The 22,321-nt window shown below is 73.4% G+C and carries 21 protein-coding genes and 1 riboswitch; of the genes, 14 read left to right on the top strand and 7 right to left on the bottom strand.

The window, feature by feature from the left end; translation table 11 throughout:
- Positions 1 to 58 precede the first annotated feature (58 nt).
- Complete coding sequence (locus Q1V71_RS19690) at positions 59 to 1,717, top strand: nuclease-related domain-containing DEAD/DEAH box helicase (protein WP_300646135.1); 1,659 nt, start codon at positions 59 to 61, stop codon at positions 1,715 to 1,717.
- Positions 1,718 to 2,008: 291 nt separating this feature from the next.
- Here Q1V71_RS19690 and Q1V71_RS19695 read toward each other — a convergent pair whose 3' ends face one another.
- From Q1V71_RS19695 to Q1V71_RS19705, 3 genes are all read right to left on the bottom strand, one after another.
- Positions 2,009 to 2,446, bottom strand: coding sequence for a very short patch repair endonuclease (locus Q1V71_RS19695; RefSeq protein WP_300646137.1), 438 nt, complete (start codon positions 2,444 to 2,446; stop codon positions 2,009 to 2,011).
- Positions 2,447 to 3,299: 853 nt separating this feature from the next.
- The gene (locus tag Q1V71_RS19700) at positions 3,300 to 4,013 is read right to left on the bottom strand and encodes an enoyl-CoA hydratase/isomerase family protein (RefSeq protein ID WP_300646138.1); all 714 of its coding nucleotides are present in this window, start codon (positions 4,011 to 4,013) and stop codon (positions 3,300 to 3,302) included.
- A 63-nt stretch (positions 4,014 to 4,076) separates the two neighbouring features.
- The gene (locus tag Q1V71_RS19705; RefSeq protein ID WP_300646140.1) at positions 4,077 to 4,646 is read right to left on the bottom strand and encodes a DUF488 family protein; all 570 of its coding nucleotides are present in this window, start codon (positions 4,644 to 4,646) and stop codon (positions 4,077 to 4,079) included.
- A 161-nt stretch (positions 4,647 to 4,807) separates the two neighbouring features.
- Positions 4,808 to 4,870: riboswitch (guanidine-III (ykkC-III) riboswitch) on the top strand.
- 12 nt (positions 4,871 to 4,882) lie between these two features.
- Between Q1V71_RS19705 and Q1V71_RS19710 the strand changes: the two genes are divergently transcribed.
- The 9 genes from Q1V71_RS19710 (at position 4,883) to Q1V71_RS19750 (ending at position 13,828) form a co-directional block, all read left to right on the top strand.
- A complete protein-coding gene (locus tag Q1V71_RS19710) occupies positions 4,883 to 5,197 on the top strand; it encodes a multidrug efflux SMR transporter (RefSeq protein ID WP_300646142.1) in 315 nt (104 codons plus the stop codon).
- A gap of 149 nt (positions 5,198 to 5,346) precedes the next feature.
- Positions 5,347 to 6,240, top strand: coding sequence for a sulfite exporter TauE/SafE family protein (locus tag Q1V71_RS19715; RefSeq protein WP_300646144.1), 894 nt, complete (start codon positions 5,347 to 5,349; stop codon positions 6,238 to 6,240).
- A 138-nt stretch (positions 6,241 to 6,378) separates the two neighbouring features.
- Positions 6,379 to 8,712: a hypothetical protein gene (locus Q1V71_RS19720; RefSeq protein ID WP_300646146.1), complete on the top strand. Its 2,334-nt coding sequence runs from the start codon at positions 6,379 to 6,381 to the stop codon at positions 8,710 to 8,712.
- 114 nt (positions 8,713 to 8,826) lie between these two features.
- Entirely contained in the window at positions 8,827 to 9,768 is a 942-nt protein-coding gene (locus Q1V71_RS19725; protein ID WP_300646148.1) for an alpha/beta hydrolase fold domain-containing protein, read from the top strand.
- 61 nt (positions 9,769 to 9,829) lie between these two features.
- Positions 9,830 to 10,354 carry an SAV_915 family protein gene (locus Q1V71_RS19730; RefSeq protein ID WP_300646150.1) on the top strand — a complete coding sequence of 175 codons (525 nt, stop codon included), beginning with the start codon at positions 9,830 to 9,832 and terminating at the stop codon, positions 10,352 to 10,354.
- On the top strand, positions 10,351 to 10,638 hold the full coding sequence (locus tag Q1V71_RS19735) for a hypothetical protein (protein ID WP_300646152.1): 288 nt from the start codon (positions 10,351 to 10,353) through the stop codon (positions 10,636 to 10,638). Before Q1V71_RS19730 ends, Q1V71_RS19735 begins: the two co-directional genes overlap by 4 nt.
- Positions 10,635 to 11,738, top strand: coding sequence for a hypothetical protein (locus Q1V71_RS19740; protein WP_300646155.1), 1,104 nt, complete (start codon positions 10,635 to 10,637; stop codon positions 11,736 to 11,738). The genes Q1V71_RS19735 and Q1V71_RS19740 overlap by 4 nt, the downstream gene beginning before the upstream one ends.
- Positions 11,735 to 12,394 (top strand): hypothetical protein, encoded by a 660-nt coding sequence (locus Q1V71_RS19745; RefSeq protein WP_300646157.1) that lies wholly within the window; start codon positions 11,735 to 11,737, stop codon positions 12,392 to 12,394. The genes Q1V71_RS19740 and Q1V71_RS19745 overlap by 4 nt, the downstream gene beginning before the upstream one ends.
- Before the next feature lie 147 nt (positions 12,395 to 12,541).
- Positions 12,542 to 13,828, top strand: coding sequence for a hypothetical protein (locus tag Q1V71_RS19750; protein WP_300646160.1), 1,287 nt, complete (start codon positions 12,542 to 12,544; stop codon positions 13,826 to 13,828).
- A 29-nt stretch (positions 13,829 to 13,857) separates the two neighbouring features.
- On the opposite strand, the gene Q1V71_RS19755 is transcribed toward Q1V71_RS19750, so the two are convergent.
- The 3 genes from Q1V71_RS19755 to Q1V71_RS19765 all read right to left on the bottom strand — a co-directional run bounded on the left by Q1V71_RS19755 (position 13,858) and on the right by Q1V71_RS19765 (position 15,591).
- The gene (locus tag Q1V71_RS19755) at positions 13,858 to 14,100 is read right to left on the bottom strand and encodes a hypothetical protein (protein WP_300646161.1); all 243 of its coding nucleotides are present in this window, start codon (positions 14,098 to 14,100) and stop codon (positions 13,858 to 13,860) included.
- A gap of 169 nt (positions 14,101 to 14,269) precedes the next feature.
- Positions 14,270 to 15,298, bottom strand: a complete 1,029-nt coding sequence (locus tag Q1V71_RS19760; protein ID WP_300646163.1) for a hypothetical protein — start codon at positions 15,296 to 15,298, stop codon at positions 14,270 to 14,272.
- Entirely contained in the window at positions 15,295 to 15,591 is a 297-nt protein-coding gene (locus tag Q1V71_RS19765) for a hypothetical protein (protein ID WP_300646164.1), read from the bottom strand. The genes Q1V71_RS19760 and Q1V71_RS19765 overlap by 4 nt, the downstream gene beginning before the upstream one ends.
- 251 nt (positions 15,592 to 15,842) lie before the next feature.
- Between Q1V71_RS19765 and Q1V71_RS19770 the strand changes: the two genes are divergently transcribed.
- The gene (locus tag Q1V71_RS19770; protein ID WP_300646166.1) at positions 15,843 to 19,205 is read left to right on the top strand and encodes a DEAD/DEAH box helicase; all 3,363 of its coding nucleotides are present in this window, start codon (positions 15,843 to 15,845) and stop codon (positions 19,203 to 19,205) included.
- Between the two features lie 13 nt (positions 19,206 to 19,218).
- Here Q1V71_RS19770 and Q1V71_RS19775 read toward each other — a convergent pair whose 3' ends face one another.
- Complete coding sequence (locus tag Q1V71_RS19775; RefSeq protein ID WP_300646167.1) at positions 19,219 to 19,479, bottom strand: hypothetical protein; 261 nt, start codon at positions 19,477 to 19,479, stop codon at positions 19,219 to 19,221.
- A gap of 81 nt (positions 19,480 to 19,560) precedes the next feature.
- On the opposite strand from Q1V71_RS19775, the gene Q1V71_RS19780 reads away from it, so the two are divergent.
- Genes Q1V71_RS19780 through Q1V71_RS19790 form a run of 3 tightly spaced genes read left to right on the top strand, consistent with a single transcriptional unit; the run spans position 19,561 to position 22,264 of the window.
- The gene (locus Q1V71_RS19780) at positions 19,561 to 20,712 is read left to right on the top strand and encodes a methyltransferase domain-containing protein (protein WP_300646168.1); all 1,152 of its coding nucleotides are present in this window, start codon (positions 19,561 to 19,563) and stop codon (positions 20,710 to 20,712) included.
- 10 nt (positions 20,713 to 20,722) lie between these two features.
- Positions 20,723 to 21,742: an aldo/keto reductase gene (locus tag Q1V71_RS19785; protein WP_300646169.1), complete on the top strand. Its 1,020-nt coding sequence runs from the start codon at positions 20,723 to 20,725 to the stop codon at positions 21,740 to 21,742.
- A 51-nt stretch (positions 21,743 to 21,793) separates the two neighbouring features.
- On the top strand, positions 21,794 to 22,264 hold the full coding sequence (locus Q1V71_RS19790) for a winged helix-turn-helix domain-containing protein (RefSeq protein WP_300646170.1): 471 nt from the start codon (positions 21,794 to 21,796) through the stop codon (positions 22,262 to 22,264).
- Positions 22,265 to 22,321: the final 57 nt, after the last annotated feature.

The raw sequence follows: 22,321 nt of genomic DNA on the forward strand, positions 1-22,321 counted from the left end.
TCGCTTTCCAGGCCTGCATCTTCGGTCACGGCGCCGACAGCGCGCCTAGGTTGGCGCCATGGCGCGCTGCATCCCGGAGGAGCCGACGTTCGTCACGGAGTCCGAGCGGCAGGTGTGGGAGCGGCTGCGCGACGGGCTGCCGGGCGACTGCGTGGTGATGGCGAACGTCCGGCTGACCGACGAGGTGAAGGACCACGAGATCGACCTGCTGGTGCTGGTCCCGGAGGCGGGGTTCGTGTGCCTGGAGGTCAAGGGCGGGTCGGTGTGGCTGGAGGACGACGGGTGGTGGATCAAGCGCGGTGAGAAGGTCGAGCGGTGCGACCCGGTGTCGCAGGCGCGAGACGGCAAGCACGCGATCCGGAGGTACGTCGAGGCCGACCCGCGGTGGGGCAGCCGCGAGCAGGTGGCGTTCTCGCACGGGGTGGTGCTGCCGCACACCGAGCTGCCCGAGGGGTTCTCGGTGCCGGAGCTGCCGCGGTGGGGGTTCCACGACCGCGGTGACATGGCGGACCTGCCGGAGCGGGTGCGGACCAACGGGTGGGGGCTGGCGCACGGGCGCTGGACGCCTAACCACGACGACGTCGAGCTGGTCGCGGAGATCCTGGCGGGGCGGTCGCGACCGTCGTACGACGTCAACGCGGACGCCGAGGAGCGCGCGGCGACCGCGGACCGGTTGACGCAGGAGCAGATGGTGATCTTGCAAGTCACCCGGATGCTGCGCCGGGTCGAGGTGCGCGGGGGTGCGGGGAGTGGGAAGACGGTGCTGGCGCTGCAGAAGGCCAAGGACCTCACCCGCGGTGTGGGGGAGGGTGCGCGGCGGGAGCGGGTGGCGCTGCTGTGCTACTCGATCGGGTTGGCGGAGTACCTCAAGCGCGTCGTCGCGGGGTGGGACCGCCGGCACCGGCCGGCGTTCGTGGGCACCTATGAGGAGCTGGGTCGGCTGTGGGGTGTGGAGATGGGTTCCGAGGACGACCCGGGGTTCTGGGAGTCCGAGCTGCCCCGGCTGATGGCCGAGCAGGCGGCCGGGCTGGCCGAGGGGCACCGGTTCGACTCGGTGGTGGTCGACGAGGCGCAGGACTTCGCGGACTCGTGGTGGGCTGCGGTGCTGGGTGCGCTGCGGGACGAGGAGGCCGGTGGGGTCTTCGTGTTCAGCGACGAGAACCAGCGGCTCTTCGCACGGTTCGGTCGCCCGCCGGTGCAGCTGGTGCCGCTGGTGCTGGACCACAACCTGCGCAACACACGCCAGATCTACGACGCGTTCGGGCCGCTGGCGCCTTCGCGGATGCAGGCCCGGGGCGGGTCGGGTGCCGAGGTGCGGTTCGTCGCCGCGGCCAGCGAGGACGCCATCGACGTCGCGGACTCCCAGGTCGAGGCGTTGATGGACGAGGGCTGGGACCCCTCGCGGATCGCGCTGCTGACCACCGGCCACCGTCACCCGGAGCAGACCGCGCAGGTGTCGCGGCACGGGAAGGTCGCCTACTGGCGATCGTTCTGGGAGGGCGAGGACGTCTTCTACGGACACGTCCTGGGATCCAAGGGCCTCGAGCGCGCGTGCGTCGTGCTGTGCGTCAACGAGGCCGGCGAGCGGGACCGGGCACGAGAGCGGCTGTACGTCGGCATGTCCCGCGCCACCGACGTGCTCGTCGTCGTCGGTGACCCCGATGTCGTGCGGCGCATCGGGGGCGACGAGGTCTCGAGGCGACTCAACATCCCGTAGGGCGTCTGGGCAGTCAGTGGCTGCAGGCCAAGGCTTGGTGGCATGACCTGACTCTCGTTCGATGAAGCCGCTCGCGGTGCTTGGAGGCTCGGTCGTGTCCCGTGTTCCGGCCTCATGCCCGGTGCAGGGTCGGACCTCGCGTCAGCGGGCGAGTCTCGTTAGACCCGCGGGCCTTCGAGGATGAGGGCCGGCCTGTGCACGTCGCTCGGGTGCGGACCGATTGTGCCTCGGCTCGTAGGCAGGCTTGCAATACCGCCTCCGGGCGTGGCCCTATCGCGCCGACCCCTCTCGTCACGGCTTGTACAGGCGTTCTGCATACCGCTGCTGGACGCGGTCCGCAGCGTCGCGAGGGTCCTCGTGCTCCCAAACGCGCAAGACATCCCACCCGGCCGAGAGGAGGTCGGCATCAGTGGAGCGGTCCCGCTCTCGGTTGCAACCGATCTTCCAGTCCCACCACTCGGCATTGGTGCGAGGTCGGTGGTGGTGCTCTGGGCACCCGTGCCAAAAGCACCCATCGACGTAGACGGCGAGGCGGGCGCGGGTGAGTGCAATATCGATCGTTCGACGGTTGTTGCCAGGCACTTTGAGCTGGACCCGGAACCGCATGCCGCGTCGGTACAGCTCTCGCCGGAGTGCGAGCTCAGGGAGCGTGTCGCGCCTCGCGAGAGTGGACATCTTCCTGGAGAGCGAGCCTCCGGGACTGCTGCGAGGCGGCTCGTTGATGCTCACCGTCGCAGTCCTACCAGGGGCAACTTCGAGGGGCCAGCAGCACCAGGCGGAGCCTCGCGGCAATGGGTGAGGCGATCGCTGTTCGTAGGTGGCTACGGTCATGCGAACCGTCATGCCGAGTTGTCGAGCGTTACCGGGAGTGTTCTTGACCCAGCTGGTTGCCTTTTACGAGGACAATCCGATCGAGCTCCGAGGACGGGCCGAGCTTCATCAAGAGCCCATGTCAGCAGCGTCTGGAGCGCGGTCGACGGATGGCGTCATCCGCCCCGCCCTCGTCTACATCAGGCGACAGAGCGAAGCGGGGCCCTTCCTGGTGCCTTTTGCGGAGTATGACGACTGGTCGTTGAGGGACCGGTACAACGAGGCCATCCGGATCATGAACACGCTCGGTGCTGCCACGATCACGTGCGAGACGTTTCGCGAGGTCTCGGCTCGACGTGGCCTCGTCGCGCGGGTGCGAGGTCAAGGACCGGAGCTGTCGCAGCAACGCGTGGAGAACAGCGGCTTCGACTTCAGGCACGAGGGAGCTGGCAGTGGGCCCAGAGACCCGAGGCCCCTGAGGTGGCCTGATGAGCCCGGCTTTGCCGCGGCGGTCAGCAGTGTCCTGGACAACGGTGCACGTGAGGTCGTGATAAACATCCGCAGCAATCGGTCTTTCTCGGTCGACAGCGGACTGGGTGCCAGCCTGCGGAAACTTGGTTTCGAGCTCGGCGCCAGCGCGCAACGGGCGTCGGCGACCAGCCTCCACATCAGGGCGAGCTTTCCCCAAGTGAGGCGTACCTGGCGCTAAGTCTCACGCGCCGCAAGTGCTGATGGATCACTCGTGACGGCGCGATACTCCGGCTCGGAGGGTTCAGCGGCCCTGCGGCAGCCCCGCCCCGTGCCGCTGGAAGTCGACGAGCAGCTCGTTCTCGTGCGCGATCCGGGCAGTGGTGCCCTCGAGGTCGCGGAACATCGTCTTGAGCGTCCGCAGTCCAGGCCCCGACTGGGCACACAGGGCGCGGGCGAGCTCGAGTGCGGCGGCCTCGGCCTCGTCGGCGGGCACGACCCGGGTGGCGAGTCCGAGGGCGACGGCCTCCTCGCCGCCGATCGGACGCCCGGTGTAGACGAGCTCCTTGGCGCGGGAGAGGCCGACGAGCTGGGTCAGCCGGGCGGGGCCGACGGGGACGCCGAGGCGGGCGCCGGCCCAGGCCAGCTTGAGGTTGTCACCGGCGACGCGCAGGTCGCACCCGGCGGCGATCTCGGCGCCGGCGCCGACACAGCTGCCGACGCAGACGGCGATCGTCGGGACGTGGACGAGCTCGACGGCTTCGTAGAGCGCGGCGAAGGCCTCCATCCGGGCGACGCCGCCGGCGTCGTCGAGCTGCTCGCCGACGTCGGCGCCCGCGCACAGGCCGGCCGTCGAGGTGGTCGAGAGGACGACCACGCGCACCTCGTCATCCTCCCGGACGGACGTGAGGGCGTCGACCAACGCGCGGATCGTGGCCGTGTCCAGGGCGTTGCGCTTCTCGGGGCGGTCCAGCCGCAGGACCTCGACGCCGCCGGTGCGCTCACGGAGCAGGCTCATGGGCCAAGAGTGTGGCAGGAGCCGCCGCAGACGGAGCTCGGCAGTCCGTCGCCGGCGGACCGCTCATCCACCAGCAGCCGTAGCCTGGTAGCGCAGGCCGTCCGGCGCGACCCGTGCTCCCGCCGATGGCTCGTGCGGTGTACGCCGACCGTCGTGGGCGAGGTGCTCGACCGAGACGTCGTGCAGCAGCACGAGAGCGTCGGCGACCAGGCGACGGTGACAGCGCCACCACACCGACTCGCTGCACATCACCAGCGTCCTGCTGCGAGCCGCGACCTCGCGCAGCGCGGCGAGTCCGTCGCGGAACTCCTCGGTTCGGGTGTGGGCGGCGTAGGCGCGAAAGGACTCGACCCGCCACCAGTCGTCGGCCCCGGCCTGGTCGGCGGGGACACGTCGCCGGCCGCCGAGTCGCTCCTCCCACGTGTAGGCGATCCCCTCGGTCGGCAGCCAGGCGCCCATCGCGTCGCGCGACACGTCCGGGTTGCGACGGCTCCCGGGGAAGCGGCGTACGTCGACGACGTGCTGCACCCCCGCGGTGCGCAGCAGCTCGGCCAGCCCGGCACGGTCGAGGGTGCCGTGACCTCCGGTGAGCACCGCGCTCGGTGTGGTCGCGGCCTCGCCCACCTCGTCCACCCCTCCCTGGCTGGCCCTCGCCGACCGTCTCGGTCGTCCTCGCGAGCCTACGATCCGGACGCGTCCTGCTGCTCGTGGCGGGCGGGTGCGCCGTGCCGCCCGCGCAGCGCGGTCGATCTGGCCACGTCCTGCAGGTCCGGGGCGCACGCAGGTAGCGTCACGTGTGGGCCCAGCGAGCCCACCGGACGAGGGAGCCGTACCCGGACAGCGACAAGACGGCCACGGAGGAGTCCGTTATGGCGTGGTTGGTGCTGGTCGTCTCGGGTCTGTTCGAGGCCGTGTGGGCGGTGGCCCTCGGCAGGTCCGACGGTTTCACCCGGCTCGGTCCGTCGGTGGTCTTCGCAGGCGCACTGACGGTGAGCATGGCCGGGCTCGCGTACGCCATGCGCTCCCTGCCGGTCGGCACGTCGTACGCCGTGTGGGTCGGCATCGGCGCCACCGGGAGCGTGCTCTTCGGCATGGTCGCGGGGGAGGAGCAGGTGACCGCGGTCAAGGTCCTGCTCCTGCTCGGCCTGATCGGCTGCGTGGCCGGGCTCAAGCTCGTGCACTGAACCTGCGCCCGGGCCGGGGGGCCGACGGGCGCGGTGCGGCGCCGACTTCCGCGCAGCGACGCGCGGATGTCTAGCCAACTTTCTAAAGACGACTAACTTAGGTTAGTTTGACGACTCAATCGTGACAGATGGCTTTGAGGAGTCGCACCATGTGGTTGGTCGCAGCGTTCGCACTGGCCGGAGGCCTGGCCCAGCTCGTCGACGGCACGCTCGGGATGGGCTTCGGCGTCACCTCGGCCACCGTCCTGCTCGCCCTCGGTGTCGCCCCGGCGACCGCCAGCGCGGCGACCCACGCCGCCAAGCTGCCGACGACGCTCATCTCGGGCCTCTCGCACTGGCGGGTCGGCAACGTCGACAAGGCCGTCTTCCTGCGCGTCGCCATCCCCGGCGCGATCGGCGGCTTCCTCGGCGCCGTCGTCCTCACCTCGATCAGCCTCGAGGCCGCCAAGTCCGGTATGGCCGGGCTGCTGCTCTTCTTCGGCCTCGTGATCCTCGTGCGCTTCGGCTTCGGCCTGCGAATCATCCCGACGCCCAAGAGCGGCCACACCGCGAAGTGGCTCAGCCCGATCGGCCTGCTCGGCGGCTTCGTCGACGCCACCGGCGGTGGCGGCTGGGGCCCGGTCGTCACCCCGAGCCTCATGACCGTCACCTCGCACGAGCCGCGCAAGGTCGTCGGCACCACCAACGCGGCGGAGTTCGCCGTCGCCGTCTCGGTCTCGCTGGGCTTCATCACCGGCGCCGCCCACCAGGACATCCCCTGGATCCCCGTGCTCGGCCTGGTCATCGGTGGCGTCATCGTCGCCCCGATCGCCGCCCGCCTCGCCGGCCGGCTGCCGCACGCCCCGATGGGCGTGATGGTCGGGGGGCTGATCATCCTGGTCAACAGCATCACCGTGGTCGCGGCCCTCACCGACCTGCCCTTCGGTGTCGACCTCGCGCTCATGATCGGCTGGCTGGTCCTCGTCGCCCAGGTCGCCTTCAAGGCCTGGGGTCGCGAGAAGGCCGAGCGTGCCGCCGTGGCCCAGGAGTCCGCCTCGGTCTGAGGTCGTCGCCGGCCGCCGGGTCCCGTGGCTCGTCGCTGGCGCTCCTCGCACCGCGACCGGCGTTGCGGCGGGTTGCCCGACCAGCGGGACGACCTGCTCAGGGGAGTAACCGTTGTCTCGTCCCGGCGTTGGACTCCCGTGCTCGCACGACGTCTCGCCACCCTCGCCTGCTCGACCGCCCTCGTCCTGGGCGCCACCGGGGCGCTGTCCGCGCCGGCGCAGGCGGTCGGCCCGACCAGCGAGGAGCGGGTCCCGGGCGACCTGCCCGACGGCGTGCCGGCCGCCGCGACGCGGGCCGAGCCGCAGCTGCTGTCTCCGCAGGGCTGGCCCTTCGCGCAGCGGATCAGCCGGACCTCGGGGACCGGGCGGCTGCACGGCGGTGCGTCGTACTGGACCGACTTCGTCTACGACGCCCATGGCGCGGCGGTGCCGAGCGGGCTGAGCCTGGACAACGTCGCCCTGCTCGCGCCCGAGCAGGGCGTCTACGCGCAGCCTGCCGAGGCGGCGGGCAACGCGGCCGACGTGTTCGTCGCGGCCACCGGGGCAGATCGCCGGGCGACGTACTGGCGGGTCGACTGGACCACGCTCGCAGACCCCGACGTGCCGATCGCGGTCTGGGCCCTCGACACCGACCGCGACGTCAGCACCGGGGTCGCGGAGTGGCCGGCTGCGGCGGGCGTCACCTCGCCCGGGCTCGAGCGCGCGCTGGTCGTCTCCAGCCGCGGCGCGTGGCTGCACGACCTGCGCACCGGCGAGGTCGTCGACGTCACCGACCGCGGCGGCCGGCTCACCGTCGACGAGCGGTCGCAGTCCTTCGTGGTGCGGGTCCCGCAGCGACTCCTCCCGACGAAGGGCTCCTGGCGGGTCCGCCTCGCCACCGGCCTCGCCGACGCCACCGGCGAGGCCATGGCCGCGCCGACGATGACAGGGGGCGCGCCGCTGCCGCCCGGCCTGCCGCACGTGTTCAACCTCGCCTTCCGCACCCCCGACCAGGAGACGCCGGTCGTCCGCGACAGCCAGACCGCCGGGTTGGTGGCGGCCATGGAGGCGCTCGCGGCCGGCAACCCGGTGACCGGGCAGCTCGGCGCCGACGGCCTGGCGCGCTACGTCACCGGCAACTTCTGGATGGAGGACGCCCAGGCCGACGCGCTCGCCACCGGCGACGCCTCGCCCTTCAGCCACGTCGTGCGGTGGCGCGACCTCGCCACGAAGCGGCGCACGGGCGAGCCGCTGGTCCGCGGCTACAGCAACCGGTGGTACCTCTCCCGCCTCGACCTCGGCGAGGGCGTGCTCCCCAACGACCCCACCGAGGTCACCGGCGACGGCATGCCCAACGTCCTGTCCCCGGTCCAGCCCTACTCCGTCTACGTCCCCACCTCGTACCGTCGCGGAGAGGCGACCCCGCTCACCTGGACGCTGCACTCGCTGAGCGTCAACCACAACCAGTACGGCGCCTACGACCCGCAGCTGCTGCAGACCCTCTGCGAGGACCGCGACTCGATCTGCGCCGGCACGCTCGGCCGCGGACCGGACGGCTGGTACTTCGACGAGGCCGAGGTCGACTACTGGCAGGTCTGGCGAGCCCTGGCCGACGGGTTCACCCTCGACCCGCGCCGCACCGTGATGACCGGCTACTCCATGGGCGGCTGGGCCGGCTACCACCTCGGCCTGGCGCACCCCGACCTGTACGCCGAGGTCGTCTCCCTCGCCGGCCCGCCGCAGTGCGGGATCTCCCTCGACGGCGACCAGATCGTCAACCCGGCCTTCGGTGGCCGCTGCACCACCGACGGCACCGCCTACGACCTGGTCGGCAACGCCCTGCACCTGCCGTTCCGGATCGGGCAGGGTCTCCTGGACCAGCTCGTCCCGTTCCCCTCCGTCGAGCAGCAGGTCGCCCGCTTCTCCGCCCTCGGGCTCCGGCACCGCTTCGTCCGCTACCCCGCCGAGGACCACCTGGTCTTCGCCACCCAGGACCGCTTCGCCACCGTCCTGGACGGCCTGGGCCGCCCCACGGTCGAGCGCGACCCGCGCCAGGTCGACTACACCTGGCGACCGCACCTGACCCGGCCCGCCCTCGGGATCGGCGCGACCACGGCGTACTGGCTGCGCGGTCTCGCCGCCCGCGACTCCTCACCCGGCTCGCTGGCGCGGGTCCAGGCGGTCTCCGAGGCGCTGCCCGGCACCGATGTGGAGGTCGTGACCTCGGGGCCGACCCCGGTGGTGTCGCCGTTGCCGGCGCTGCTGCAGGAGACCACCTGGCGACCCGGCGCGGCACTCCCGATCTCCGACGTGCTGACCCTCGGGCTGACCAACGTCTCCCGGGTCACCGTCGACCTGGCCCGCGCGCAGTGGACCTGCGGAACCCTGCAGATCACCTCCGACGGGCCTGCGGTCGTGCTGCTCGCCGGCCCCCGCGGGACCGAGCGGATCGAGCTCGGCGAGGGGGTCCGGCGGGTCCAGCGCCGCTGCTGAGGACCTCCACCGGACCCCGCCGGCCGGGACCACCCGAGCAGCCGCGCCACCCCGGCGGGTGGACGCGCGGGCCTACCGTCGGAGCAGACCCCGCACTCGGACGGAGGGCTGCTCATGCTGACCTGGGACGTCGACCGCCGGCGCCGCCACCCCTGGACCGTGCTCTACATGAAAGGCATGTGGGCGCGCCGCGACAAGACCGCCTTCGAGGGCGCCGAGCACACGCTCCGCGCTGCTCGTGAGCGGCAGCGGCAGGGGGACGCACCACCGGGCCGGTGGACCCGGCTGCACTCGCGCGTGGTCACCGAGGATCACGGGGGGATGACCGTGTGGCGGCTGCACCCCCGGGGCCGAGCGCCCGTGGCGCGGGTGGTCTACCTCCACGGCGGCGGCTACGTGCACCCGCTGACCCCGGACTACTGGCGGCTCCTGCGCTCCCTGGCTCGTACGCCGGCAGAGGTGCTGGTCCCGGCGTACCCGCTCGCGCCCGGCGCGCACGCCTCCGAGGTGCAGGCCCGTCTCCTCGACCTGCTCGACGAGTCGCCGGAGCTGCCGACGCTCCTCATGGGCGACTCCGCCGGCGGTGCTCTCGTGCTCGTGCTGGCCAGGCTCGCCCACGACCGCGGTCGCCCCCTGGCCGGCGTGGTCGCCCTGTCCCCGTGGCTGGACGCGACCCTGACCGTGCGGGCCGAGGAGGTCCGGCGGCTGGAGGCCAGCGACCCGATGCTCGCCGAGTCCGGCCTGCGGGCCGCCGGCCGCTCCTGGGCCGGCCACCTCGACGTCGCCGACCCGCGGGTGAGCCCGGTGCACCTCGACCTGGAGGGGCTGCCGGCGGTCGACGTGTTCATCGGGGATCGCGACATCCTGCGCCCGGCCGTCGACGAGCTCGGGGAGCGGGCCGACCGGGCCGACGTGCTCGTGCAGGTCCACGAGGTCACCGCGATGTTCCACGTCTGGATGACGCGGGCGATCCCGGAGGGCCGGCGCACCCGACGGCGGCTGCGGGACGTCGTACGGCGCCGGGCCGGGCAGGCCGCGCGGGCCGCAGCGGACTGAGGCGGCCCGCCCCACCCGAGGCGGTGGGTGTGCCGCCGGCGCGCGCGGGCACCGGGCGGGCATGGAAGCACTGGAGGTCCTGCCCGAGGAGGGTCTGCGCGAGGTCGTCGACCAGGTCGCGCGTGGCGCCCGTCGGCGCGGTCCCGCGACCGGGATTGCCGGAGCCGCGCGCGGGGTACGGTCCTCGATCGTGAGCGACATGAACCAGTCCGGGAGGGGCGCCGGGCAGCGGGCCGGGGTCAGCGAGGCGACCGAGCCGCTGGAGCAGGTCGGCACCGGCTCCCTGTCGGCACCGCCGGTGGTCTACCTGCCCGTGGACACCGACGCCGACGGCCAGGTGAGCGACATCAAGATGATCAAGCTCCAGGACGGCCGGGTCGCGCTCCTGGCCTACACCGCCCTCGACCGGTTCATCGACGCCTGGGGCGAGCACCAGCCGTGGCTGCTCTTCGAGAGCCGACGCATCGGCACCATCAAGGAGTCCAAGCACTTCGACCTCAAGCTCCTCGACGTGGCGGTGCCGGAGTCCTTCCGGCCCGGGCCGGAGGCGGCGCAGGCGATGCGGCAGCGGGCGGAGGCGCGATGACGCTGCGACTGGACCCGGGCACCGCCGAGTCGGTCGCCGCGAAGCACGACGCCGCTGCCGAGGCCATCGACGACGCCGCCGGCAGTGCGCCGGCGAGCGTGGACGCGGGCTACGGGGCGGCGTACGTCCACGAGATCATCGCCGCGGTCAGCGAGACCGCCGGGGAGATCGCGGTGATCAACGTCGGGGTCGCCCGGCTGGTGCGCGACGTTGCAGACAGCCTCGGCCTCACCGACGACGAGGTCGGGGCGCAGTTCGACGAGATGAAGGCGCTCGTCCCGTGATCGACACCGAGGTGCAGGGCGACCCGACGGCGGTGACCGCGGCCGCGACCTGGCTGCGCGACACCCTCGCGACCAAGGTCGCCGACGCCGCCGACCACACGCAGTCGGCCCGCAACACCGCTCGCGGGTCCTGGGAGGGCGAGAGCGCCTCGTCGTACCAGGCGATGACCCACGAGGTCGTCGACATGGCCGACAAGCACGAGGCGCGGGTCAAGCGGGCGGCCGGCGCGCTGGAGGACTACGCCGCCAGGCTGCGCGGGCTCGAGACGGCGATGACCGGCATCCGCTCCCGTGCCAGCGCCGGCGGGCTGGTCGTCGACGGGACGATCATCCACCCGCCCGCCCCGGCGCCGATGGGCCCCTTCGAGCCCGGTTCGGACGCCGAGCGGACCGCGCAGCAGGCGGTGACGCGCATCGAGCTGTGGAACGCCCTGGTCACCGAGGCAGCCGACGAGTACCGCCGGTTCACCGAGTGGGTCGACGCCGAGATGCCGGGAGACGTGACCGACGCCCGGGAGAAGGACGGCAGCGCCACGCTCTTCGGCACGATGGTCGACCTCTTCCCGAACTTCGCCGCGGGGGCCGGCGCCGGAGTCCTCGGCAACCGGCTGCTGCAGCGGGCCGAGGACTACCGGGCGGCGGCCCGGGAGTTCCGCCGCCGCAGCCGGGTGGCCGGGAACCCCGCTGTGCAGGGCCAGGCCGACACGCCTGCCGGTCGCGCGACACTGGACGACCTCCTCGACAACGCCGGCCGGTTCGGCCGCCTCGGTCGCCTCCTTGCCGGCCCCGGCGGCATCCTCATCGACATCGGCTTCGGCATCCGCGACGGCATGGAGACCGGCGACTGGACCCGGGCCGCGCTCACCACCGGCACCAGCATCGCCACGGGCCTCGCGGTGGCCGGGCTGGTCGCGGCGGGCACCATCACGGCCCCGGTCACGCTCGTCGTCATCGGCGGCGGACTGCTGGCTGCGGGCCTGTCCTACGGGGTGGGCGAGATCTACGACAACTGGGACGACATCACCGACTCGGTCGGCGATGCCTGGGACAGTGCCGGTGACGCCATCGGGGACGCCTGGGACTCGGTGACCCCGTGGTGAGCATCGAGCAGGTGCCGGTACGGCTGATCCCTCGGTGGTACACCGCGGTGTGCCTCACCCTGCTCTCGGTGGCGCTGGTCGTCTTCCTCGTGGCCGGTCTCGTCGCCACCGGGCCGATGGGTGTGGCCTCGTGGGGCCTGGCGGTCTTCGCCGGGGCACTCCTGGTCGCCGCCTTCTCCGCGCTCGCCCGCCCTCGTCGGCCACGGGAGCTCCCGACCCTGCCCGACGGGACCCGCGTGCTGGTGGGCCCTCGGTTGACGGTGGTCTCGCTGTTGGTGGCGTGGGCCGCAGCGTCCGCCGTGATCGGCATCTGGGTGGTCGTGGCCGTCACGGACTTCCGCGAGATCGAGGCCCCCGGAGCGACCCTGCTGGCGGTCATCGGTGCCATCGGCATGCTCCCCGACCTCGTGCGGCTGCTCACCGGACGTCTGCACCGGTGGCGCCTGGAGATCGGACCGGAGACCGTGCGCTACCGCGGCTACCGCACCGACGTCACCTACCGCCGCCGCGACGTCCGTGGTGGGCTCGTCCACCCGCGGCACCCGGCCGGGGTGGAGATCGACCTGCGGGGCGGCGCCACCAAGGGAGCGGTGGTCCCGGCGACGGCCTTCGACGTGCCGGCCGAGCAGATCATCGAGGAGCTGCGGCGGCGCTGAGTCCTGACCGTCCCTCGTGGCCAGCGGTCTGGACAGCCCTCACGGCGTGCGCCCGGAGTGTCGGTGGTCGTCCCTACCGTGGCAGCAGGCGGCCGGTCCGGGCGCCGGTCGTGGCGGGGGTGTGCGGTGGGTGTCGAGGACTCAGGGGTGCGGGGCGTCGAGGATGCGTGGCGTGAGCTGCGGCGCAGGCTGGCCGACCACCTGGTCGAGATGGGGCCCTGCGAGACCCTCGTGGTCTCCGCCCAGGTCGCGGTGACCGAGGGCGGTCCGGGCCCCTACGTCATGGCGTGCCGCGGCTCGGACGGGGGGTGGCGTCTCGAGGCCGCGAGCAACGCCTACCTCGACGCGGCGCACCACCTCGACGCCGACGCCGAGGAGACCCTGCGCTCCCTGGGCTGGTCGCCGCCGACGTACCTCCCCGGCCAGGAGGCCGGCACCGGCTCGTCGCTGTGGCACCTCGACCTCTCCGTCGAGGACCTCGAGCGGGGCGCCTGGCTGCTGGTGCGGACCCTGCGCGACGTGCACGGCGTCGTCCACCCGGCCTTCCTCGACTCCAGTGCGCTGGACCTCGACGGACTGCGGGCCCGCAAGCCCCTGCCGCCGCGACCGCGATCGGATCAGGCGCGTCGTGCGGCCGTCGACGCGCTGCCGGTGGTGCGGCCCGACGACGCCGAGCACCTGGCGCGGCTGGTCCGCGAGACCGTGGCGGCCCTGGGGGAGGAGGCCGAGGACGACGAGGACGGCGACCTGCTCTGGACCTGCGGCGAGGCGTCCGTCGCCTACGTCCACGTCGACGAGGAGCGACCAGCGGTCCACCTGTTCTCCGTGCTCGTCGTCGACGGCACGCTGCCCGACGGCGGCCTCGCCGCGCTCGACCTGGTCAGCGGACGGCTGCCGTGGTTGGCCGTGCGGCTGTCCGGTGACCGGCTGGTGGTCCACCACGAGCTGTGCGCCATGCCGTTCGTGCCCCAGCACCTCGTGGCCTGGCTCGCCCGGCTCGCGGTGGAGATCGACGACGTCGCGGTCGAGGCGGCGGTGCTCATGGGCGGGCGGCGTTTCCTGGAGGACGAGCCGGCCGAGGCTCCTGCGTCGAGCCAGGCCGAGGTCGAGCTCGACGAGCAGCTCGCCGTCGTGGCCGAGCTGATGGTCGACGGGCCGGTCCAGCCGCGCGTGGTGGCAGCCGTCTTCGGCCACGACCGCGGCGCCCTCGTACGCCGCCTGGTCGGGCTGCGCCAGGGCCGGCTGGCGGTCCTCACCGACGACCTGGACGGTCTCCTCGACGCGCTCCGCGCGGGCCTGCGCTGGATCGTCGACGAGCCCGACCGGGCCGCCGACGCCCGGCGGCGGGCCCGACGACGGGTGGCTCCCCGGCCGACGGTCCAGAGCTTGCTGATCGGGGACGAACCCGACCTGTTCGAGTCCGACGCGGGCTGATCCCGCACCGGCAGCGGATCAGGAGGGGATCAGGTGCCCGGGGTCTGGGTGCTGTCCGCCTGGGTCCCGGCGGGGTCCTCGACCCGCTCGTCGGACTCGGCCAGGACGGCCTCGGCCTGGCGCTCGGGGTCGTCGGCGCCCGCGGCCGACTCCTCCGGGACCGAGTCGGCGCGACTCGCGGCCCGCTCGTGGTCGCGCCGCTCGTCGTGCTCCTGGCCCTGGCCCTGGCCCTGGTGGTCCGTGCCCGGACCGCTGGTCTCGTCGGTGGTCATGGGTGTCCGGTACCCACGGCCGTGCGCGTCACTCCCGTCGGCCGGTCGGTGGAGCGGGTCGAGCCGCCCGTCGCGTGGGTGCGGCGACGGTGTCCTCGGGCACGGTGCGGATGTCGAGGGCCCAGCACGCTCCTTACGCTGGCGCGCTGGCACACGTCGGGCGCGAGCCTCAGCCCCACGTGCGGACCTCGTCGAACCCGGCGGAGATGAGGTCCTGTGCGCCGTCCACGACGTCGGCGACGATCTCGTCGGCGGTGTCCTGCATCGGCTCTGGGACCTTGTCCCACAGGATCTCGACACCGACGTCGGCGGTGGCGTCCCACGCATCCTTCGCCGCCTCGTCGAGGACGTCTGTGGCTTCGTCGGGCATCCGGTCCCAGGCCATTTGTGCCGCGAGCGACCCGCCCACGGTGGCGAGCACCGTCACGCCGGCGACCGTGGCGGTCGTGGCCGTCACGGGAAGGGTCGCCACCGCGACCGTCGCGGCGACGAATCCCGCGCCAGCCACGAACAGGCCCTCGGCCGGGCTGTCGCCCTCGAGGGCCGTGACCGCGTCGTAGGTCAGGCCGATCGGACCCGGCAACCGGCCGAGCCGCGTCAGGTCGTCGGCGTACCGGGTGGCCAGCCGTCCCGCCTTGGTCAGCACGCCCTCGCCGCCGGCGCTGATCAGCGTCGAGTGGTAGCTCTCGACGAAGCCGCGGACGTAGTCCAGGAGCGACTCGTCCGCGAACGACTCCACCGCGGCTTCGAGGTGGGCCGACACCCAGGCGAGCAGGTCGTGCTGCTCGTCGCCGACGAGGCCGGCCAGGTCCGACCAGGTCTTCCCGGCGACCAGGTCGAACGGATCCTGCGGCGGGAGCACGAGGTCGCCGGCGACCTCCAGGCCGGCGGCGAGCGCGCGGGCGCGCACGCCGGCGAGCAGCGTCTCGTGGGCGGCCAGCCGATCGGCGTACGAGCCGAAGAGGTCGGCGGCGCGCACGAACCGGGACCGCAGCTCCTCCAGGTGGTGCAGCAGCTGCCCGACGTGGAGGGAGTAGGCCAGACCGCTCGACCCCACGAGCTGCGAGACGGCCCGGTCGCGCGCGGCGACGACCTCGTCAGCGCACGCATCGAGCGCGTCCACGCCGGTCGAGCGCAGCCAGCCCTCGGCGGCGCGGGGGACGTTGGGGGAACCGGCGCTCGTCAGCGAGAAGCTCACGGGACCACCGGACCCAGGTCGGGGAGGACGCGCTCGAGTCGACGCCCGACCTCCACGTCGGTCTCCCGCACCGCGTGCGCGACCTGGCGCACCGCGTCGGCGGTCAGCGCGTTGGTCGCGGCCAGCCCGTCGGAGCACTGGAGCACCGCGGCGAAGATCTTCAGCATGGCCAGCGTGCCCGGTCCCGGACCGAGCGCAGGGAAGCCGGGGAGCGCGGACAGCTCCTCTGCGGCGGCGTGGTGGCGTGCGGCGACCTGGCTCTCCAGGTCGGCTCCGATGCGCAGCTCCGTCATGGGTCGACACCTCCCGAGATGTGTGGGCGACGATGCGGAGCAGTCTGCGCGCAGGTCGGGCCGGCCGCCACCGGGTCGGCGGCGGCCTGTGGACAACTGCTCGACGGTGGGCCGGTGGACGACTGGCGGGCCCTGGCGCGACCGCCGGGACGCCGGAGGCCGTGCTGTGGAGGGGAGGACGCGGAGGGGGGTCCGAGCAGGCAGACTGCTCCGGACGCACCTGCCCGACCACCCAGGACCCCGGGACGCCCATGGACCTCGCCACCCTCGCCCTGCTCGACGACGCCGTCCTGGCGCGCGAGTTCCACGGGGGGAGCTGGAGCCGCGGGCGGGAGTACGCCGCTGCCGGCCGGGTCCACGACGTCGGCCTCGAGGAGGACGGCGACCTGCTGCACCTCGACGGGCAGGTCGTCGGCACGCACGACTACGTCGTCGGGATCACGCTGCACGGCTCGGCGAGCCGGCCCCGGGTCGACGGTGAGTGCTCGTGCCCGGTGGGGTGGAACTGCAAGCACGTGGTAGCCGTCCTGCTCACCGCGCGCGGTGCCCGCGACGCCCGCGAGGACCGGGCGGTGCCGGGCCGGCCTCCGCTCGCCCGGGTGCCGGACCCGTTGCCCGCGTGGCGCCCGTCCCCGCCCGCCGCGCCACCGCCCCCGAGCTGGGGCCAGCTGCTCGACGGGGCCCTGGCCGACCCGCGGGGCTCCGATGTCGGGGAGCCGTCACCGCTGGCCCTGCAGGTCGAGCTGCGGGCCCCCGACCCGGTGGGTCCGGGGCGGGGCTACGTCCTGCCCCCGACGGTGCTGCTGCGCCCGCTGCGCCGTGGAGCCCGGGACAACTGGGTCAAGACCGGCGCCACCTGGAACGACGTCCCGTCGCTGCGCTTCTCCGGTCGCTTCGACGCCGAGCAGGTCGGGGTGCTGCACGAGCTGCGCGACCTGCGCAGCATGAGCGCCCACTACGCCCGCGCCGGGGACGGTCTCGACGTGGCCGACCTCGGCTCGGCGCTGTGGCCGCTGCTGCGCCGGGTGCGCGAGTCCGGTCTCGTGATCGTGCCGGTCGCGCCGCTGCACTCCCTCGTCCTCGACGAGGAGGTCGCGCTCGACCTCGACGTGCGCGACGCCGGGGAGGAGACCCTGGTCGAGGTGGTGGTGCGCGGCCGCGAGCGCGGGCCCGGCAGCCGCCTGCGGGTCTACGGCGAGCCCGGCCACGGGGTGCTGCTGGTCGAGCCGGCCGAGGAGGGTCGCGGTCGCTGGACGGCCCGGCTCGCACCCCTGTCCCACCGCCCCACCTACCCCGTACGCCGCCTCGCCGACCAGCCCGAGCCGGTGCGGGTGCCTGCGGCGGACCGTGAGCGGTTCCGCTCGGCGTACCTCCCGCGGCTGCGGCGCCGCGCGCCGGTCGTCTCCAGCGACGAGTCCGTGGTCCTGCCGGAGGTCCCCGTGCCGCGGCTCGTCCTCGGGGTCACCTGGCGCGCCGCCGACCGGGTCGGCCTGTCCTGGCACTGGCGCTACGCGGCGGCCGGTCGCACCCGCGAGTGCGGACTGCACGCCGAGGACACCCTCGACGGCCTGCGCGACCCGGCTGCCGAGCGGGCGGTCCTGGCAGGGCTCGACCTCGACGAGCACCGGCACCGCCTGCTGCGTCGCGCCGGGCACGGCTCGCCGCTGCTGGGCGACGTGCTGCTGGGCCGCGGCGACGTGCTGACCTTCGTCCACCAGGTGCTGCCCGGCCTGGAGGCCGACGACGCGGTGCTGGTGGAGGAGCACGGGGAGCGGCCGGACTACCGCGAGGCGGTCGAGGATCCGCAGATCCGGTTCGAGGTGGTCGAGCGAGCCAGCGACACCGACGAGCAGGACGCGGAGGGACCCACCGACTGGCTCGACCTCGAGGTGGTGATCGAGGTCGACGACGAGCAGGTGCCGCTGGCCGCGGTCCTCGAGGCCCTGACCCTCGAGCACGAGGTGGTGTTCCTGCCCAGCGGCCGCTACGTGCGCACCGACCACCCGGCCCTGACCCGGCTGGCCGAGACGGTGCGAGCCGCGGGGGAGATCGTCCCGAGCCCGAAGGAGGACGGCCACCTCCGCGTCTCCCGCCACGACCTCGGGAGCTGGGGGGAGCTGGCCGAGCTCGGGATCGTGGACCGTCAGGCCGAGCGGTGGGTGCGCTCGGCACGGGCGCTGCGTGACCTCACCGAGCTCCCACAGCTCGAGCCGACCGGGCTGACCTCCGCGCTGCGGCCCTACCAGCTCGACGGCTTCCGCTGGCTGGCCTTCCTGTGGGAGAGCGGCCTGGGCGGTGTGCTCGCCGACGACATGGGGCTGGGCAAGACGCTGCAGACCCTGGCGCTGGTCAGCCACGCGACCGCCCGGGGGTCCGGCCGGTTCCTCGTCGTGGCGCCGACCAGCGTGGTCCCGGGCTGGGTCTCCGAGGCGGCCCGCCACGCGCCCGGGCTGCGGGTGCGCGCGGTGACCGGCACGGCCCGCAAGCGCGGGACCACGATCGCGGAGGAGGCGGAGGGCGTCGACGTGCTGGTGACGTCGTACACGCTGCTGCGGCTGGAGGCCGAGGCCTACGCGGCGCTCGAGTGGGGCGGGCTGGTGCTGGACGAGGCGCACCAGGTCAAGAACCACCAGGGCAAGACCTACAAGGCGGTGCGCTCCCTCGACGTGCCGTTCCGGCTCGGGTTGACCGGCACCCCGTTCGAGAACCGGCTGATGGAGCTGTGGTCGCTGCTCTCGATCGTGACGCCGGGTCTCTACCCGTGGCCGCGGGCGTTCGTGGAGCAGGTGGTGAACCCGGTCGAGAGGCGCGGCGACACCGACGCCCTGGCCCGCTTCCGTCGCCGCATCCGGCCCTTCCTGCTGCGCCGCACCAAAGAGCTGGTCGCCGCCGACCTGCCGCCCAAGCAGGAGCAGGTGCTCGAGGTGGCGCTGGAGATCAAGCACCGCAAGGTCTACGACGCTCACCTCCAGCGCGAACGGCAGGAGGTGCTGGGACTGGTCGAGGACTTCGAGCGCAACCGGATCGCGATCTTCGGCGCGCTGACCCGGCTGCGCCAGCTCAGCCTCGACCCGGCCCTGGTCGACACCGCGCACGAGGGGGTGGGCTCGGCCAAGACCGACGTGCTCGTCGACCACCTCCACGAGCTGGCCGCCGAGGGACACCGGGCGCTGGTGTTCAGCCAGTTCACCAGCTTCCTCACGAGGGTCCGTGCGCGCCTGGACGCCGAGGGCATCGCCTCGACCTACCTCGACGGCAGCACCCGCGACCGGGCCGCGGTGCTGGAGGAGTTCCGCACCGGCGACGCCCCGGTCTTCCTCATCAGCCTCAAGGCAGGTGGGGTGGGGCTGACCCTGACCGAGGCCGACTACGTGTTCGTCCTCGATCCCTGGTGGAACCCCGCGGTCGAGGCGCAGGCCGTCGACCGCGCCCACCGGATCGGCCAGCAGCGACCGGTGCACGTCTACCGGCTGGTCGCCACCGACACCATCGAGGAGAAGGTGATGGAGCTGAAGGCGCGCAAGGCAGCGCTGTTCCAGCAGGTCGTCGACGGCGACGGGGCACTCTCGGGTGCGGTCACCGCGGACGACGTGAGGGCGCTCTTCGGAGCGTGAGCCGACTCGGGGGTCAGACCTTCTTCTTGCCCACGACCGCCTCGGCCGTCCCGACCAGCAGCACGGCCGCGATGACGGCGAAGACGAAGCCGAGGAAGTCCAGCTCCCAGATGTCACCGGTGCCGATGATGCTCGCCAGCACTCCGCCGATCAGCGCGCCCACGACACCCAGGCCGAGTGTCCCGAGGATGCCCAGGGCCTGGCGGCCGGGCTTGAGGAGACGCGCGAGCACGCCGATGACCATGCCGATGAACAGGAGTCCCAGGATCTGCATGGTCGCGACGCTACGCCGAGTCGTGCGGCCGCGGACCACCCGCGAGCGCGACCGGAGGGCCGCGGCGGCGATGATGGTCCCGTGAGGTGCGGGTACTTCGAGTCGGGCGCGTGCCGCTCGTGCACGTGGATGGGCGACCCGTACACCGAGCAGCTGGCCCGCAAGACCGCCGTCACCCGCGGGGCCCTCGAGGCCGTCGGTGACGGTGCCGCCCTGGCGCACGCGGTGTGGGAGGACCCGGCCGCCAGCCTCGAGCAGGGCTTCCGCAACAAGGCCAAGATGGTGGTCGCCGGCAGCGTCGAGGAGCCGACGCTGGGCATCCTGGGTCCCCTCGGTGAGGGTGTCGACCTGCGGCACTGCGGCCTCCACGAGCCCGGCCTGCACGCAGCCCTGCCGGTGCTGGCCGACCACGTCCGGCAGGCCGGCCTGACGCCGTACGACGTGCCCGCGCGGCGGGGTGAGCTCAAGCACCTGGTGGTGACCGTGTCCCCGGACGGGCAGCTGATGGTGCGGTGGGTGCTGCGCTCGACCGAGGCGCTGCCCCGGCTGCGCAAGCACCTGCCCGCGCTGCTCGACGCGTTGCCGGTCGCGGTGGCGTCGGCCAACATCCAGCCCGAGCACAAGGCGGTGCTCGAGGGGCCGGAGGAGCTGGTGCTGACCAGCCAGGAGACCCTGCCGATGCGGCTCGGGGTGCCGGGTGCGGAGGCGGTGGTGCTGCAGCTGCGGCCGCAGTCGTTCTTCCAGACCAACACGCTCGTGGCGACCGAGCTCTACGCCACCGCCCGGCGTTGGGTGTTCGACCTGGGGCCCGGCGAGGTGTGGGACCTCTACAGCGGGATCGGCGGGTTCGCGCTGCACCTGGCCGGGGAGGGTCGCGCGGTCACCGGCGTCGAGATCAGCGAGGAGGCGGTGCGCGGTGCCCAACGCGCGGCCCGCCTGGCCGACCTGGACGCCGCCTTCGTCGCCGGCGACGCCGTCGCCTGGGCGCAGGCCCAGCAGGCGCGCCCCGACCTGCTCGTCGTGAACCCGCCCCGCCGCGGTCTCGGGCCCGATCTCAGCGGCTGGGTGGAGGGCTCCGACGTGCCGCACCTGCTCTACTCCAGCTGCCACAGCGGGTCGCTGGCCCGCGACCTCGCCGCGATGCCGTCCTACGTCGTGGAGCGGGTGCGGGTGCTGGACATGTTCCCCCAGACCACCCACCACGAGGTGCTGGTGCTGCTGCGCCGTCGGTAGCGTCGCCCGCATGGCAGCACACGACTCGGGCACGGGCCAGCGCACCCTCGGAAGCACCGGCCGCACCGTCTCCGCCATCGGCCTCGGCACCTGGCAGCTCGGAGCCGACTGGGGCGAGGTGAGCGAGTCCGACGCCCGTGCCGTCCTGGAGGCGGCCGTCGACTCCGGGGTGACGCTGCTGGACACCGCCGACGTGTACGGCGACGGCCGCAGCGAGCAGCTGATCGGCTCCTTCCTCCGCGACCGGGGTGCCGGACACGGCCTGACCGTGGCCACCAAGATGGGCCGGCGCGTGGACCAGGTGCCCGAGAACTATCGGCTCGAGCACTTCCGCGAGTGGACCGACCGTTCGCGGCGCAACCTCGGCGTCGACACGCTCGACCTGGTGCAGCTGCACTGCCCGCCCTCGGACACGATCACCGACGACGCCACCTGGGAGGCCCTCGACACCCTGGTCGCCGACGGGGCGATCGCCGCCTACGGCGTCTCGGTCGAGACCTGCGACCAGGCGCTGGCCGCGATCGCCCGCCCCGGCTGCGCCAGCGTGCAGATCATCCTCAACGCCTTCCGGCTCAAGCCACTCGAGCAGGTGCTGCCCGCGGCCCGGGCCGCCGGGGTCGGCATCCTCGCCCGGGTGCCGCTGGCGTCGGGCCTACTGAGCGGGAGGTACGACGAGGACACCTCGTTCGCCGAGGACGACCACCGCCACTACAACCGCGACGGGAGCGCCTTCGACGTCGGCGAGACCTTCTCCGGGGTCGACTACCGCACCGGAGTCGAGGCGGCCCGGGAGTTCTCCGCCCTCGTGCGCGAGCACGGTCCCGAGGGCGCGACCCCCGCCCAGGTGGCACTGGCCTGGTGCGCCCAGGCCGACGGCGTGACCTCGGTGATCCCGGGCGCCCGCAACCCCGAGCAGGCGCGGGCCAACGCCGCGGCAGGCTCGCTGCCCCCGCTCTCGCCCGCGCTGATGAGCGGTGTGCAGGAGCTCTACGACCGCCGGCTGCGTGAGCAGGTCCACAGCCGCTGGTGAGCCCGACGACCCGGGTGCCGCGGGGTCGCGGGGCGACGTAGTCTCGCACCCGTGGCCGAGGACTACTGCGAGCACTGCGACCTCCCGTTCTCCACGTGCATCCACGGGCGGCCGCCGGCCCCCGAGCCGGTGAAGGCGCCGCCGAAGGCCTCGCCGGTGCGGCGGCGGACCGCCAGCGCGAGCGGCTCGGCGAGCCGCACCACGGCCGGGTCCGCGTCGGCTCCCGCGCCGGTCAGGACGGCCCCGCGACGGCGTACGGACAAGGCGGAGTTCAAGCCCGTCATCGTCGAGGTGCTGCAGGAGGCCGGTGGCGAGCAGGAGGCCGACCTCGTGCTGGCGGCGCTCGAGGAGCGGCTCGCCGAGGTGCTGAAGCCCGGCGACCACGAGACCGGCCCGACCGGCGAGGTCCGCTGGCGCACCGCCGCCCGCTGGGCCCGCAAGGAGCTCGCCGACGACGGCCTCCTCGTCGCCCCGCAGCCGGGGGTCTGGGCGCTGACCGCGGAGGGGATGCGGAGCCTGTAGCCGGGGTAGTCCGAATCACTTCTGATGCTCAGCTCAAGCCGAGCATCAGAAGTGATT

The sequence above is a fragment of the Nocardioides sp. genome (assembly GCF_030149505.1).
Classification (GTDB): Bacteria; Actinomycetota; Actinomycetes; order Propionibacteriales; family Nocardioidaceae; genus Nocardioides.

Coding starts and splice junctions, on each gene's coding strand:
- Q1V71_RS19690 (WP_300646135.1), top strand. CDS start 59: ATGGCGCGCTGCATCCCGGAGGAGCCGACGTTCGTCACGGAGTCCGAG.
- Q1V71_RS19700 (WP_300646138.1), bottom strand. CDS start 4,013: ATGAGCCTGCTCCGTGAGCGCACCGGCGGCGTCGAGGTCCTGCGGCTG.
- Q1V71_RS19710 (WP_300646142.1), top strand. CDS start 4,883: ATGGCGTGGTTGGTGCTGGTCGTCTCGGGTCTGTTCGAGGCCGTGTGG.
- Q1V71_RS19715 (WP_300646144.1), top strand. CDS start 5,347: ATGTGGTTGGTCGCAGCGTTCGCACTGGCCGGAGGCCTGGCCCAGCTC.
- Q1V71_RS19725 (WP_300646148.1), top strand. CDS start 8,827: ATGCTGACCTGGGACGTCGACCGCCGGCGCCGCCACCCCTGGACCGTG.
- Q1V71_RS19730 (WP_300646150.1), top strand. CDS start 9,830: ATGGAAGCACTGGAGGTCCTGCCCGAGGAGGGTCTGCGCGAGGTCGTC.
- Q1V71_RS19735 (WP_300646152.1), top strand. CDS start 10,351: ATGACGCTGCGACTGGACCCGGGCACCGCCGAGTCGGTCGCCGCGAAG.
- Q1V71_RS19755 (WP_300646161.1), bottom strand. CDS start 14,100: ATGACCACCGACGAGACCAGCGGTCCGGGCACGGACCACCAGGGCCAG.
- Q1V71_RS19765 (WP_300646164.1), bottom strand. CDS start 15,591: ATGACGGAGCTGCGCATCGGAGCCGACCTGGAGAGCCAGGTCGCCGCA.
- Q1V71_RS19770 (WP_300646166.1), top strand. CDS start 15,843: ATGGACCTCGCCACCCTCGCCCTGCTCGACGACGCCGTCCTGGCGCGC.
- Q1V71_RS19775 (WP_300646167.1), bottom strand. CDS start 19,479: ATGCAGATCCTGGGACTCCTGTTCATCGGCATGGTCATCGGCGTGCTC.
- Q1V71_RS19785 (WP_300646169.1), top strand. CDS start 20,723: ATGGCAGCACACGACTCGGGCACGGGCCAGCGCACCCTCGGAAGCACC.